The sequence below is a fragment of the Thioclava sp. JE_KL1 genome, from assembly GCF_009296265.1.
Taxonomy (GTDB): domain Bacteria; phylum Pseudomonadota; class Alphaproteobacteria; order Rhodobacterales; family Rhodobacteraceae; genus Thioclava.
Genome location: NZ_WBJS01000001.1, coordinates 285,962 through 299,707, shown reverse-complemented (window position 1 = coordinate 299,707; position 13,746 = coordinate 285,962). Strand labels below are relative to the sequence as shown.

At 63.1% G+C, this 13,746-nt stretch carries 18 protein-coding genes; 14 read left to right on the top strand and 4 right to left on the bottom strand.

What is annotated here, in order from left to right; genetic code table 11:
• A complete protein-coding gene (locus F8R15_RS01235; RefSeq protein WP_216644087.1) occupies positions 1–333 on the bottom strand; it encodes a hypothetical protein in 333 nt (110 codons plus the stop codon).
• A gap of 164 nt (positions 334–497) precedes the next feature.
• Between F8R15_RS01235 and F8R15_RS01230 the strand changes: the two genes are divergently transcribed.
• From F8R15_RS01230 to F8R15_RS01185, 11 genes are all read left to right on the top strand, one after another.
• The gene (locus F8R15_RS01230) at positions 498–1,370 is read left to right on the top strand and encodes a CoA ester lyase (protein ID WP_152843011.1); all 873 of its coding nucleotides are present in this window, start codon (positions 498–500) and stop codon (positions 1,368–1,370) included.
• Positions 1,371–1,382: 12 nt separating this feature from the next.
• Complete coding sequence (locus tag F8R15_RS01225) at positions 1,383–1,934, top strand: NnrU family protein (protein ID WP_152843009.1); 552 nt, start codon at positions 1,383–1,385, stop codon at positions 1,932–1,934.
• A gap of 1 nt (position 1,935) precedes the next feature.
• Positions 1,936–2,139, top strand: a complete 204-nt coding sequence (locus tag F8R15_RS01220) for a DUF1737 domain-containing protein (protein ID WP_152843007.1) — start codon at positions 1,936–1,938, stop codon at positions 2,137–2,139.
• Entirely contained in the window at positions 2,139–3,173 is a 1,035-nt protein-coding gene (locus tag F8R15_RS01215) for a MaoC family dehydratase (protein ID WP_152843005.1), read from the top strand. Before F8R15_RS01220 ends, F8R15_RS01215 begins: the two co-directional genes overlap by 1 nt.
• Before the next feature lie 255 nt (positions 3,174–3,428).
• Complete coding sequence (gene sdhC, locus F8R15_RS01210; protein ID WP_075776227.1) at positions 3,429–3,818, top strand: succinate dehydrogenase, cytochrome b556 subunit; 390 nt, start codon at positions 3,429–3,431, stop codon at positions 3,816–3,818.
• 11 nt (positions 3,819–3,829) lie between these two features.
• Positions 3,830–4,222 carry a succinate dehydrogenase, hydrophobic membrane anchor protein gene (locus F8R15_RS01205; RefSeq protein ID WP_078539774.1) on the top strand — a complete coding sequence of 131 codons (393 nt, stop codon included), beginning with the start codon at positions 3,830–3,832 and terminating at the stop codon, positions 4,220–4,222.
• 13 nt (positions 4,223–4,235) lie between these two features.
• Positions 4,236–6,041 (top strand): succinate dehydrogenase flavoprotein subunit, encoded by a 1,806-nt coding sequence (sdhA, locus tag F8R15_RS01200; RefSeq protein WP_078539773.1) that lies wholly within the window; start codon positions 4,236–4,238, stop codon positions 6,039–6,041.
• Positions 6,041–6,328, top strand: coding sequence for a hypothetical protein (locus tag F8R15_RS01195; RefSeq protein WP_078569498.1), 288 nt, complete (start codon positions 6,041–6,043; stop codon positions 6,326–6,328). Before sdhA ends, F8R15_RS01195 begins: the two co-directional genes overlap by 1 nt.
• Before the next feature lie 17 nt (positions 6,329–6,345).
• Complete coding sequence (locus F8R15_RS01190) at positions 6,346–7,122, top strand: succinate dehydrogenase iron-sulfur subunit (RefSeq protein ID WP_078539771.1); 777 nt, start codon at positions 6,346–6,348, stop codon at positions 7,120–7,122.
• A 189-nt stretch (positions 7,123–7,311) separates the two neighbouring features.
• Complete coding sequence (locus F8R15_RS21365) at positions 7,312–7,488, top strand: hypothetical protein (RefSeq protein WP_158522076.1); 177 nt, start codon at positions 7,312–7,314, stop codon at positions 7,486–7,488.
• Between the two features lie 117 nt (positions 7,489–7,605).
• Positions 7,606–8,463 (top strand): DUF1989 domain-containing protein, encoded by an 858-nt coding sequence (locus F8R15_RS01185; protein ID WP_152843004.1) that lies wholly within the window; start codon positions 7,606–7,608, stop codon positions 8,461–8,463.
• On the opposite strand, the gene F8R15_RS01180 is transcribed toward F8R15_RS01185, so the two are convergent.
• The gene (locus F8R15_RS01180; RefSeq protein ID WP_246831616.1) at positions 8,460–9,392 is read right to left on the bottom strand and encodes an ABC transporter ATP-binding protein; all 933 of its coding nucleotides are present in this window, start codon (positions 9,390–9,392) and stop codon (positions 8,460–8,462) included. The two genes, F8R15_RS01185 and F8R15_RS01180, sit on opposite strands and share 4 nt — an antisense overlap.
• A gap of 80 nt (positions 9,393–9,472) precedes the next feature.
• Here F8R15_RS01180 and F8R15_RS01175 point away from each other — a divergent pair, with 80 nt between their 5' ends.
• Both F8R15_RS01175 and F8R15_RS01170 read left to right on the top strand, forming a co-directional pair.
• On the top strand, positions 9,473–9,679 hold the full coding sequence (locus F8R15_RS01175; RefSeq protein ID WP_078519710.1) for a zinc-finger domain-containing protein: 207 nt from the start codon (positions 9,473–9,475) through the stop codon (positions 9,677–9,679).
• Positions 9,666–10,109 carry a globin domain-containing protein gene (locus F8R15_RS01170; RefSeq protein ID WP_152843002.1) on the top strand — a complete coding sequence of 148 codons (444 nt, stop codon included), beginning with the start codon at positions 9,666–9,668 and terminating at the stop codon, positions 10,107–10,109. Before F8R15_RS01175 ends, F8R15_RS01170 begins: the two co-directional genes overlap by 14 nt.
• Before the next feature lie 22 nt (positions 10,110–10,131).
• Here the strand turns inward: F8R15_RS01170 and F8R15_RS21360 are convergent, their stop codons facing one another.
• Complete coding sequence (locus F8R15_RS21360) at positions 10,132–10,290, bottom strand: hypothetical protein (RefSeq protein WP_165757027.1); 159 nt, start codon at positions 10,288–10,290, stop codon at positions 10,132–10,134.
• 311 nt (positions 10,291–10,601) lie between these two features.
• Between F8R15_RS21360 and polA the strand changes: the two genes are divergently transcribed.
• Entirely contained in the window at positions 10,602–13,427 is a 2,826-nt protein-coding gene (gene polA / locus F8R15_RS01165) for a DNA polymerase I (protein ID WP_152843000.1), read from the top strand.
• Here polA and F8R15_RS01160 read toward each other — a convergent pair.
• Positions 13,421–13,657: a DUF2798 domain-containing protein gene (locus F8R15_RS01160; protein ID WP_078546151.1), complete on the bottom strand. Its 237-nt coding sequence runs from the start codon at positions 13,655–13,657 to the stop codon at positions 13,421–13,423. The genes polA and F8R15_RS01160 overlap by 7 nt on opposite strands.
• Positions 13,658–13,746 lie beyond the last annotated feature (89 nt).

Sequence of the window (13,746 nt, the reverse complement as noted above, 5' to 3'; positions counted from 1 at the left end):
CTAGAGCGCCGCGTCCTTTTCCTTGAGCGTCCCGTCGAGCTCCTCGAACGCCTCGCCCGAGGCGATCAGACAACTCACGCCATCCGCCGGTGTGACTATGATCGTCCAATTGCCCGCCTCGGCTGCGAAAATCTCCAGCACGGAGTTATTCGCGGAGAGCGCCACCATGCGGCGGCTCTCGTGATATTTCGCTTCGAGATTGGCCACGATCTCATCTCGCTTGCCGCAGGCGCGCGACGGATCAGACGGGTCCCTCGTCTCTCCGTAAGAAGCCTGTGCGAAGCCGATCGCTGCGGCCAGGCCGAGCGTTAGCACATAAGTTTTGTTCAGCATTTTGATCCCTCTGAGGTCATCATCAAAGAGTGACGGCCCAGCTGTCAAGAAAGCTTTACGTCGCGGCTTCGTATCGCTGAACGCTGTGATTTTTCTGCGTTGCGGCAAATCGGGGCTTGCCGATTCTGTCTCACTCGTGCGATTTGGCGAAAGAAAATTGCGAGATGGAGAATCAAATGGCCTGCCCGACCCGTTCCGTGCTCTACATTCCCGGCTCGAAAGAGCGTGCGCTGGAGAAGGCCACCGGGCTTGCCTGCGACGCGATCATCTTCGATCTCGAAGACGCCGTGGCGATCGACGAGAAGGCCAATGCGCGCGCGCTGCTCGCGAAGATGCTGACCGAGGTCGATTACGGTCCGCGCATGAAGATCGTGCGGATCAACGGTCTCGACACCGAATGGGGGCGCGAGGATGTGTTGGCCTTCGCCGACGCGATCCGCAACGGCGCCAAGGTCGATGCGATCCTGATCCCGAAGGTTTCCACCCCCGCCGATCTCGTCGAGGTGGCGGATCTGATTCAGGGCGTACCGCTCTGGGCGATGATGGAGACCGCGCTGGGGATGCTCAACGCGGGCGATATCGCGGCCTATCCGCGGCTCGAAGGCATGGTGATGGGCACAAACGATCTCGCGAAGGAGCTCGGGAGCCGTTTCCGCGCCGACCGTCTGCCGATGCTGCCGGGGCTGGGCCTGTGCCTGCTGGCCGCGAAAGCGCATGGCAAAATTATCGTCGACGGCGTCTATAACGCCTTCAAGGATGACGAAGGTCTGAAGGCCGAATGCGAACAGGGCCGCGACATGGGCTTCGACGGCAAGACCCTGATCCACCCGGCGCAACTCGAGGTCTGCAATGCCGCCTTCGCGCCCTCGGAAGCCGAGATCGATCTCGCCCAACGCCAGATCGCTGCCTTCGAGGAAGCCGAGAAAGCGGGGCAGGGTGTCGCGGTCGTGGATGGAAAGATCGTCGAAAATCTGCATATCGTCACGGCGCGGCAAGTCCTCGCCAAGGCGGAGGCGATTGCCGCGCTTGGCAGCTAAGAGGCAATCGCAATGGCACTACTCATCCTCGGCGTCCTGATCTGGTCGCTCGCACATCTGGCAAAACGGATCTTTCCGGGCTTCCGGCGCGCGCTCAAAGGGGCCGAGCGTCCGATGGTCGCCGCGCTCCTCCTGATCAGCCTCGTTCTGATGTTCGTCGGCTGGCGCGCCGCCGATCCGGTCTTCTACCTCTGGACGCCGAACGCGGCGCTCAAGGGGATCAACAACCTGCTGATGATCTTCGCGGTCTACCTGTTCGCCGTTTCGGGCATGAAGCTCTGGCTCAGCGGCAAGATCCGTCACCCGCAGCTGACCGGCGTGAAGACCTGGGCGCTTGCGCACCTTCTGGTCAATCCGACCCTGCCGGGGATCATCCTGTTCGGCGGCCTGCTGGCGTGGGCGGTGGTCGAAGTCATCCTGATCAACAAGAAGTCGAAGCCCGCCAAGGTCACGCCCGAGGTGAAGATGGGCAAGGAGATCGGCGGGATCGTCGGCACACTGGTCCTCTACGGCCTGATCGCCTCGATCCACATCTGGTTCGGCCACAACCCGTTCGGAGCCTGATATGCAGATCTACCGCCTTCTGACCGAGGAAGACACCTCGGCCTTCTGTCACAAGGTCAGCCTCGCGCTGTCCAAGGGCTGGGTGCTGTATGGTGATCCGCAATATGCCTACGATCAGGCGAATGGCGTGATGCGCTGTGCCCAGGCCGTGACCAAAGAGATCGACGGTGAGTATCACCCCGCCATGAAGCTGGGAGAGCAATGATGGGCAAGACCAATCCGGGCCGTTTCTTTGAGGATTACAAGCTGGGCGACGTGATCCGTCACGCCGTCCCGCGCACCGTGGCGGAAGGGGAGCGCGCGCTCTATCACGCGCTCTACCCGGCGCGCCATGCGCTCTATTCATCGGACGAATTCGCCGCGGCTTGCGGATTGGATGGCTCGCCCCTCGACGATCTGATCGCGTTCCACGTCGTGTTCGGCAAGACGGTCCCGGATGTCTCGCTGAACGCGGTCGCCAATCTTGGCTATGCGGAAGGGCGCTGGCTGAAGCCGGTCTATCCCGGCGACACGCTGCGCTCGGAATCCGAGGTGATCGGGGTCAAGCAGAACTCCAACGGCAAGTCCGGCGTGGTCTATGTCCGCACCCGCGGGCTGAACCAGGTGGGCGAGACCGTGCTGGAATATGTCCGCTGGGTGATGGTGCGCAAAGGCGATCTGGATGCGCCTGCGCCCGAGACCGTGCTGCCCGATCTCGCATCGGTCGTGGCGCCTGCGGATCTCGTGATCCCGGAGGGGCTGAGCTTCGAGGGCTACGATTTCGATCTGGCAGGCGAGCCGCATCGCTGGGGCGATTACGAGATCGGCGAGAAGATCGACCATGTGGACGGCGTCACCATCGAGGAAGCCGAGCACATGATCGCCACGCGCCTGTGGCAGAACACCGCCAAGGTGCATTTCGACGCGACATTCCGCGAGGACGGCCAGCGTCTGATCTATGGCGGTCATGTGATCTCGATGGCCCGCGCGCTGTCCTTCAACGGGCTGGCGAACGCGCAGATGATCGTGGCGCTCAATGGCGGGGCGCATGCCAATCCCTGCTTCTCGGGCGATACGGTGAAGGCATGGTCGGAAGTGCTCGACAAGGCGGAAACCGGCGCGCCCGGTGTGGGCGCGATCCGTCTGCGTCTGGTCGCCGTGAAGCAGGGCGCGCCCGAGTTCGCCTATAAGGGAGAAGACGGCAAATACCTGCCCGAGGTCCTGCTCGATCTCGACTACTGGGCGTTGATGCCGATCTGAACCCGGCTCGAGAGACTCACTCGCGGGGGCAGGGCGCCCGCGAGCGTTAACATGTGATCACGCACAGAATTTATGTGATCACAAAGCGAATTTTTCGCCGCTCTTTATGCGTAAATGACAGGTTTTCAAGCTTGCCCCCCGTGACTTGGGAGAAATTTACGCTACTAAAAGAGCCAATTCCGGCCAGCTCCGCGCCAGCGCGTGCCTCCGATTGAGGCCGACGAGAGCGCCGAGCCCAGCGAAAAGGGACCGATCATGGCTGAAGCGAAACAGGTTGAGCGTCCGCTTTCCCCGCACCTTCAAATTTACCGCCCGCAGATGACGTCTTTCTCGTCGATCATGACGCGGATCACCGGCAACGGCATCATCGTCGGCGTGCTGCTGCTCGTCTGGTGGCTTCTCGCCGCTGCGACCAGCCCCGACTACTTCAACTTCGTGAACGCGATCGCGACCTCGTGGTTCGGCGATCTCGTGTTCACTCTGTCGCTGCTGGGCGTCTGGTATCACTACCTCGCCGGCATCCGGCACCTCATCTTTGATGCGGGCAAGTACATGGACATCAAATCCGCCGAGATGCTCGGCTGGATCTGCACCATCGGTTCGGTCGTGCTGACCGTGCTGACCCTCATCATCATCCAATTCTGACGGAGGCCCTCATGCGTTACCTCACCGACCGCAAGCGCGCCGTGGGCAAGGGCGCCTCGGGCACCGGCCCCGAGCATCACTGGTGGATGTCGGCCTCGGCCGTGGCTCTCGCCTTCATGATCCCGACCTGGCTCTACATCGTCGGCACCACGCTCGGCGCCGACCAGCAGACCGTGATCACGACCTTCTCGCAGCCCTTCCCGGCCATCCTGACCGCGCTGGTCGTGATCGTCGGCATGCGCCACTTCGCGAAGGGCACCGAGATCTGGATCGAGGACTACATCCACGGCACCGCCGCAAAGGCGACCAAGATCGCGATGCATTCGCTGGCTTACGTGATCATGGCGACCGCACTCTATGCACTCGGCAAGATGGTCTTCATCGGCCTTCTGCTGGGCAACTGAACGGGACGAGATAATGGCTGCTTACGAATACGAAACGCATAATTACGACGTGGTCGTGGTCGGCGCCGGTGGCTCGGGTCTGCGCGCCACGCTCGGCATGGCCGAACAGGGCCTTCGCACCGCCTGCGTGACCAAGGTCTTCCCGACCCGCTCGCACACGGTCGCCGCACAGGGCGGCATCGCCGCCAGCTTGGGCAACATGGGCCCGGACAGCTGGCAGTGGCACATGTACGACACGATCAAGGGCTCGGACTGGCTCGGCGATAACGACGCGATGGAATACCTCGCACGTCACGCCCCCAAGGCCGTCTACGAGCTGGAACACTACGGCGTGCCGTTCTCGCGCACCGAAGAGGGCAAGATCTACCAGCGTCCCTTCGGCGGCCACACCACCGAATACGGTGAAGGCCCGCCCGTGCAGCGCACCTGTGCTGCCGCGGACCGCACCGGTCACGCGATCCTGCACACGCTCTACGGTCAGTCGCTGAAGAACAACGCCGAGTTCTACATCGAGTATTTCGCGATCGACCTGATCATGTCCGATGACGGGCAATGCCAGGGCGTCGTCTGCTGGAAGCTCGACGACGGCACGATGCACGTCTTCAACGCGAAGATGGTTGTGCTGGCGACCGGCGGTTACGGCCGCGCCTATTTCTCGGCCACCTCGGCCCATACCTGCACCGGCGACGGTGGCGGCATGGTCGCGCGGGCCGGTCTCGCACTGCAGGACATGGAATTCGTGCAGTTCCACCCGACCGGCATCTACGGCTCGGGCTGCCTGATCACCGAGGGCGCACGCGGCGAGGGTGGTTACCTGACCAACTCCGAAGGCGAGCGCTTCATGGAGCGTTACGCGCCTACCTATAAGGATCTGGCGTCGCGCGACGTGGTTTCGCGCTGCATGACCATGGAGATCCGCGAAGGCCGCGGCGTGGGCGAGCACAAGGACCACATCTTCCTGAACCTCAGCCACCTTCCGCCGGAAGCCCTCGCCGAGCGTCTGCCGGGCATCTCGGAATCGGCGAAGATCTTCGCCGGCGTCGACGTCACGAAAGAGCCGATCCCGGTTCTGCCGACCGTGCACTACAACATGGGCGGCATTCCGACGAACTACCACGGCGAGGTCATTAACCCGAAAGAGGGCGATCCCGATGCGATCGTGCCCGGCCTGATGGCTGTGGGCGAGGCGGGTTCGGCGTCTGTGCACGGTGCGAACCGTCTGGGCTCCAACTCGCTGATCGACCTCGTGGTCTTCGGCCGTGCCGCTGCGATCCGCGCTGGCAAGGTCGTCGACGCGGATGCGTCCAACCCGGTCATCCCGAAAGCCAAGATCGATGCGATCTTCGAGCGCTTCGACAAGGTGCGCTACGCCGATGGCGGCACGCCGACTGCCGAGCTGCGCCTCGAGATGCAGCGCACGATGCAGGCGGATGCGGCGGTGTTCCGCACCGACAAGACGCTGGCCGAGGGTGTCGAGAAGATGAAGGCGGTCGCCGCCAAGCTCGACGATCTCAAGGTCACCGACCGCTCGCTGATCTGGAACTCGGACCTGATGGAAACGCTGGAACTCGAGAACCTGATGCCGAACGCGCTGGCGACCATCGTCGGCGCCGAGGCGCGCAAGGAAAGCCGCGGGGCGCACGCCCACGAGGACTATCCCGATCGCGACGACACCGAATGGCGCAAGCACTCGATCATGCATGTGGAAGGCGCGAATGTCGATCTGACCTTCCGCCCGGTCCACATGGACCCGCTGACCCCCGAGGATCAGGGCGGGATCGAGATCAAGAAGATCGCGCCGAAGAAGCGGGTCTACTGATGCGTCACGCACCGGCATATGGGCTTCTCGCGGCAGGGCTTGGCCTTGCCGCCTGCGGTCCTATTCCGGTCGAGCAGGCAGAACGCCAGTGCTACGCCCAATTCGCGCCCAAACCGCCCATCTCGGGTGAGGCGGGCATGGGAGTGACCAATGACGGCTTCCGCTCGAACATGAAGGTCGAGCTCAATGTCGGGGCCTATGTGCAGGGCGATCCCTCTGCGGCCTACGACTCCTGCGTTTTCAGAAAATCCGGCCGAATGCCCACGCGGCCGCTCTATTCGTACTGACGGAAAGGGGACCAACCATGGTTCAGTTCACGCTTCCGAAGAATTCCAAGATCCGCGTCGGCAAGACCTGGCCGAAGCCGGATGGTAAGAATATCCGCAAGTTCCAGATCTATCGCTGGGACCCGGATACCGGGGAGAACCCGCGTCTCGACACTTATTTCATCGACATGGATAAGTGCGGGCCGATGGTTCTCGACGCGCTCTTGAAGATCAAGAACGAGATCGACCCGACGCTGACCTTCCGCCGCTCCTGCCGCGAAGGCATCTGCGGCTCCTGCGCGATGAACATCGACGGGATCAACACGCTGGCCTGTATCTACGGCCTCGACGAGGTTAAGGGCGACGTGAAGATCTACCCGCTGCCGCACATGCCGGTGGTGAAAGACCTGATCCCCGACCTGACCATGTTCTACGCGCAGCACGCGTCGATCATGCCGTGGCTCGAGACCAAGACGAACCGTCCCGAGAAGGAATGGCGTCAGTCGATCGAGGACCGCAAGAAGCTCGACGGTCTGTATGAGTGCGTCATGTGCGCCTCCTGCTCGACCTCGTGCCCGAGCTACTGGTGGAACGGCGACAAGTACCTCGGCCCGGCAGCGCTGCTGCATGCCTATCGCTGGATCATCGACTCGCGCGACGAAGCGACGGCAGAGCGTCTCGATCAGCTCGAAGACCCCTTCAAGCTATATCGTTGCCACACGATCATGAACTGCACCAAGACCTGCCCGAAAGGTCTGAACCCGGCGAAAGCGATCGCCGAGATCAAGCGGATGCAGGTCAACCGGGTCGTCTGATCCGATGCATATATTGGGGTGAGCCTATGGTTCGCCCCAACGTTTTGTGGAAAGGGCGGCGCGAGCCGCCCTTTTTGCTGCGTTGCGGCAAGTGCATATCGCAGTTGCAGCATTTTGGGTTTGAATCTCCGCGAAAATCCCTAAATCGGGTGGCAGGGAGGAACTCGAAACGTGACTGGAGAGAGTTCCATGGTCGACATCGTCAAATTCCCCAAAGGGGCGCAACCGATCCAGGTGGCAGAAGAGCATCTGGCTTACTACACCCCTGAGAAGTCCACGCCCGTATTCATCCCGACCGCGAAGACCGAAAATACCGACGGTCTCGAAGCGGTTGAGCTGATGTACGAGTATTACACCGCGGCTTGAGCGGTGACCTCCCGAATAGTTCTGTCGTGACTGCCCCGGCTTCGGTCGGGGTTTTTCTTTGCGCCTTTCGCTCTTGGTCGGGGCAGGGCAGAGTGGCCGCGATAAGGAGGGAGCCCCATGCATCCGACGCCTGAGCACGCCGCACCCGAAGACGCCGAAGCCCGCCGCGATATAGCGCCGGTGATCTGTTACCCGACCGATGCGCTGCCCGCGCCGGACCTGTCCGCCTATCGCGCCGCGCGTGAGAGCTGGGAGAAGATCGCCGATCTGCGCGTGCCCCCGCGAGAGGCGTTGGCCTTCGACGTGCCTGCCGGGCATTTCTTCCGCATCGCTTCGGTCGAGGGGCCGCAGGTGGGCGATCTGAACCTGTTCTCGGCGGACCTGTCCGAGCGGTTCTATTCCGGCAAGACCCGCGCGCTGCATGGCACGCATCTTAGCCGCCGCGACCGGATGTGGTCGGGCTTTCCGACGATGCGCCCGCTGGCGACGATCACAGAGGATACGCTCGACTGGTATGGCATCGACGCATTCGGCGGCTCGGTCCATGACGTGATCGGGACGCGCTGCGATCCTTACACGCATTGCCTGCTGTCAGATGGCGGGCAGTATCACCATTGCTGCCATTCGAACCTGACCCGTGCGCTGGCCGTAGCCCGCGATCTGCCGCTACGCGAGGCGGAGGCGCTGGTGCATGACGTGCTCAACGTCTTCATGTGCACCGGCTTCACCCGAGACACCGGGCAGTATTTCATGAAGGCGAGCCCGGTGCGCCCCGGCGATTACCTCGAATTCTTCGCAGAGACCGATCTGCTGGGCGTGCTCTCGGCCTGTCCGGGCGGGGATTGCTCGTCCGAGCACAGCTCGGATACGGCGGCCTGCTACCCGCTGGGCGTCGAAATCTACCGTCCGAAATCAGCGCCCGAAGGCTGGGCGCCGCCTGCGCCCAACGCCTACGATCGCAGCCACGGGCTTTAGCGGTTCGAGGTCAGCGAAACGAAGACTTCCTCCAGCCCCGGCTGTTCGCTCGCGATGTCGCGAATCTCGACGTCAGCGGCGCGTAGCGCATCGAGGATATCCTCCGCCGAGGTGTCGGTGCGCGAATAGGAAAACGCCATTTGGCCGCCCGGGCGGGTCTCCATGGTGACGCCTTCGGGCAGGCGAATCTCTTGGCTAACCTCATTGCGCGGCTCCACCACCAGCGCCTTGCGGTCCATCCGCTTGAGCAGGTTCGGCGTGGTGTCGCGCACGATCAGCTCGCCATTGTTGATGATCGCGATCTCGTCGCACATCTCCTCGGCTTCCTCGAGGTAGTGCGTCGTCAGGATGATCGTCATCCCTTGCTCGTTGAGTTTGCGGACATTGCGCCAGAGCATCGCGCGCAGCTCGATATCGACGCCTGCGGTCGGCTCGTCCAGCACGAGGATCTGCGGGCGGTGCACCAGCGCCTTGGCCAGCAGAAGCCGCCGCTTCATCCCGCCCGAGAGGTTGCGCGCATAGGCCTCGGCCTTGTCCGACAGGCCCACCAGTTCGAGAATCTCATCGGTCCAGCGCTCGGATTTCGGCACGCCGTAGAGGCCCGCCTGCATCTCCAGCGCCGCACGCGGCGTGAAGAACGGGTCCATGTTCAGCTCCTGCGGCATCACCCCGATGGCGGCGCGCGACTGGCGCGGGTTCACGTCCTGATCGAATCCCCAGATCACGACGCGCCCGTCGGTTTTCTTCACCAGACCCGCAAGAATGTTGATCAGCGTCGACTTGCCCGCCCCGTTCGGCCCCAGCAGCCCGAAGATCGAGCCTTCCGGGATCGACAGGTCGAGCCCCTTCAACGCTTCCTTCGGTTCCTGCTTCTTGCCGCCTGCATAGGTCTTGCGCAGCCCGGTAACTTCGATTGCCTGCTGTTCCAACTTGCCCCGCCTTTCGCGATTGCTAGAATGAAGCCCAAATTCAGGGCGCGGTTTTCGTGCCTTATATAGACGGAGCATCCATGACTGCCACCCATTCGCCTAATGCCCCCGAGGCACCCGAGACCGAGGTCGTCACCACCTGGAAGGTCGCCTGCGATGGCGGCGAGGGGGCGTTGGGGCATCCGCGCGTCTGGCTATCGATCCCGCGTGACACCGGTTTCGTCGAATGCGGCTATTGCGACAAGAAATATGTGATCGATCGCGATCACGCGCATGACGATCACTGAACCACTTTTGCCAGCAGAGCGTGCGGCGCGGGTGAAAGCCAGCGCGGCGCGTCTCGACTTCGAAGACCCGTCGCTGTTTCGCGACGCCTTCGCGCGGCTCTTCGCGGTCCATCCCGAGCTTGATCAGGTGTTGCCCAACAGCGAAGGCGGGCAGCAGCTGAAATATGCCGCGATGATGGAGGTGATCCTCTCCACGCTCGATCCACCCGAGGAGCAGGAGCTGGAACTGCCCGGTCTCGGTCAGATGCATGTGCTCTTCGGAGCCGAGCCGGACTATTACGCGTGGCTGTCAGAGGCGGTGATCGCTGGCCTCGCGGCCAAGCTGGGCGATCACTGGACGCCCGAACTGGCCTCCGACTGGGCCGAGTTGTTCAGCTTGGTCTCGGCGCAGATGATCGCGGGCGCCGAGGCGCTGGAAGATCAGTTCTAAGCGCCGGTCTGCCTGCCGCGCATCACTTATCCTTCTTCGCCGCCGCCTTCATCCGTTCGAGCAGCGCAGCCTTCGGGTCTTTCTTCCCGTAAGGCGTCTTGTCACTGCCATAGGCGTTATGCTCGGCATGTTTGGGCGTGTTCTTCGGCGGCCTTGCGCCACCCATTTTGGAATAATCCATCGGTTCGATCCTTTGCGGTTGCCGCTTGAGATGGGGGATTTCAGGGGGTCTGACAAGAGGGCGCTTCGCGATGAGGGACGCACCCGAGCCTCGGGTGGGCGCTTTGATCCCTTGGAGGTCGGGCGCTTTATCCTGAAAGCCCGAATGACGTTCGAATGCGCACCATCATCGCCAATGCGCCCTCCCGGGGGGAGGGTCGGGCGCGGCCCGGGGCTGGTCGCCCCGCGCCAAGATCGGGGCTCCCGGTCCTCTTCCCCTCCGCACCCCCCTGTGGCACAACCGGGGCCAACGCGCGAAGGAGGGCTCTCGCAATGGCATTCGGCAAAGGCTGTCACCTGCATCTTATCGACGGTTCGGCCTTCATTTTCCGCGCCTATCACGCGCTGCCGCCGCTCACGCGCAAGTCCGACGGGCTGCCGATCGGGGCGGTCGCGGGCTTTTGCAATATGCTGTGGAAATACATCGAAGATGCCAAGGGCTCGGACGCGCCGACCCATGCGGCGGTGATCTTCGACAAGGGCAGCCACACCTTCCGCAACGACCTCTACGATCAATACAAGGCCAATCGCGACGAGATGCCCGAGGAGCTGCGCCCGCAGATCCCGCTGACCCGCGACGCGACCAAGGCGTTCAACATCGCCTGCGAGGAACTGGCGGGCTACGAGGCCGACGACATCATCGCGACGCTGGCGCGGCAGGGCCGCGAGGCGGGCGGGCGTGTGACGATCATCTCTTCCGACAAGGACCTGATGCAGCTCGTCGGCGGCGGCGTCGAGATGTTCGACGCGATGAAGAACCGCGCCATCGGCGTCGAGGAGGTCGAGGCCAAGTTCGGCGTCGGCCCCGAGCGCGTGATCGACGTGCAGGCGCTGGCGGGCGACTCGGTCGACAACATCCCCGGCGCGCCCGGCATCGGCGTGAAGACGGCGGCGCTGCTGATCAACGAATATGGCGATCTGGACACGCTGCTGGAGCGCGCCTCCGAGATCAAGCAACCCAAGCGCCGCGAGACGCTGATCGAGAAGGCCGACCAGATTCGCCTCTCGAAACAGCTGGTGACGCTCGACGATCAGACGCCGATCGAGTTCACGCTCGACGATCTGGAAATCCGCGAGCCGGACGTGGAGACTCTGATGGGCTTCCTCAACGAGATGGAATTTCGCACGCTGACTCGCCGCGTGGCGGAGAAATTCGGCGCCGAGCCGCCGGCCGCGCCCGAGGTCTCTGACGTGCCGGCAAGCCATGACAACGCAGCACCCGAGGTCGAACAACCACCCTTTGACCGGGACAGCTATGTCTGCATCCGCGACGCCGAGACGCTGACGCAATGGCTTGATGAGGCCCGCGCGAAAGGCTGGGTTGCGGTCGATACCGAGACGACCTCGCTCAACGAGATGCAGGCCGAACTGGTCGGCGTGTCGCTTGCCATCGAGGCGGGGAAGGCGGCCTATCTGCCGCTCGGCCACAGCAAAGGCGAAGGCGATCTCTTCGGCGGAGCCGAGCGCGCCGAGGGTCAGATGGACCTCAAAGAGGCGCTCGCGCTGCTTAAGCCCGTGCTCGAGGATCCGGCGATCCTCAAGATCGGCCAGAACATGAAGTATGACTTCAAGATCTTCGCCCGCCACGGCATCCGCGTCGCGCCGATCGACGACACGATGCTGATGTCCTACGCGATGTTCTCGGGGCTGCACGGCCACGGGATGGATGCGCTCTCGGATCGCTACCTCAACCACCAGCCGATCCCGATCAAGGAACTGATCGGCTCCGGCAAGAGCCAGATCACCTTCGACAAGGTCGAGATCGAGAAGGCCACCCGCTACGCCGCCGAGGATGCCGATATCACGCTGCGCCTCTGGCAGCAGTTCAAGCCGCGGCTCCATCGCGAACAGGTCACCACCGTCTACGAGACGCTGGAGCGCCCGATGGTCCCGGTGCTGGCCGATATGGAAATGGCCGGCGTGAAGGTCGATGCCTCGGTGCTGTCGCGGATGTCCAACGCTTTCGCGCAGAAGATGGCGCAACTCGAGGACGAGATCGCCGAGATCGCGGGCCAGCCGTTCAATGTCGGCTCGCCGAAACAGCTGGGCGAGATCCTGTTCGACACGATGGGCGTCGAGGGCGGCAAGAAGGGCAAGACCGGGGCTTACGGCACCGGGGCGGACGTGCTCGAAGACGTGACCACAATGGAAGACACAAACCCGCAGGCTGCGAAGCTGGCGGCGCGGGTGCTCGACTGGCGGCAGATCTCGAAGCTGAAATCGACCTATACGGATGCGCTGCAAACCCATGTGAACCCGGGTACGGGCCGCGTTCACACCTCCTATTCGATCGCGGGCGCGAATACCGGGCGTCTGGCCTCGACCGATCCGAACTTGCAGAACATCCCCGTGCGCTCCGAGGAAGGCCGCCGCATCCGCGAGGCGTTTGTCGCGCGCGAGGGCTGCAAGATCGTCTCGCTCGACTATTCCCAGATCGAGTTGCGTATCCTCGCCCATGTCGCGGACCTTCCCGAGATGCGCGAAGCGTTCAAGGACGGCCTCGACATCCACGCGGCCACCGCGTCGGAGATGTTCGACGTGCCGCTCGACCAGATGACGCCCGAAATCCGCCGGCAGGCGAAAGCGATCAATTTCGGGGTGATCTACGGGATTTCGGGCTTCGGTCTCGCGCGCAACCTGCGCATCCCGCGCGCCGAGGCGCAGGGCTTCATCGACCGCTATTTCGAGCGTTTCCCCGGTATCCGCAAATACATGGACGACACCGTGGCCTTCGCGAAAGAGCACAAATTCGTCCAGACCCTGTTCGGGCGCAAGATCCACACGCCCGATATCGGGGCGAAAGGGCCGTCGGCGGGCTTCGCCAAGCGCGCGGCGATCAACGCGCCGATCCAGGGGGCGGCCGCCGATATGATCCGCCGCGCGATGGTGCGGATGCCCGAGGCGATCGAGGGGATTCCCGCGCGGATGCTGCTACAGGTGCATGACGAACTGATCTTCGAGGTCGAGGAGGCCGCGATCGACGATCTGATCAAGACCGCCCGGGCCACGATGGAAGGCGCGGCGGAGCCTGTGATGAAACTCACCGTGCCGCTCGTCGTCGATGCGGGGCAGGGGGAAAGCTGGGCCGCCGCTCACTGAGCCGCGGGCTGACGCACCAACAGATTGGTCACGCGCCGTGCAAACGGCGCGACGATCAGCACCGACGGGTAGGAGAGCATCCAGCTGGACACCCAGCTTGCCACCCACAGCGTCGTGAAGTCTTCCACCATCCCCGTCGCGCGGTAGGTCGCGATGCCCGAGACCAGAAACGACATGATCCCCGACAGGATCAGGCTGAAAATGAAATGCGCGTAGCGGGCGGGGATCATTGGGTCTCCTCCTTGGGCCGGAAAGTCAGTCGCTCGCATTTTGGTGATTGGACGTGAGGAGGCAACGCACAAAGCTGTGTGTTCATCCG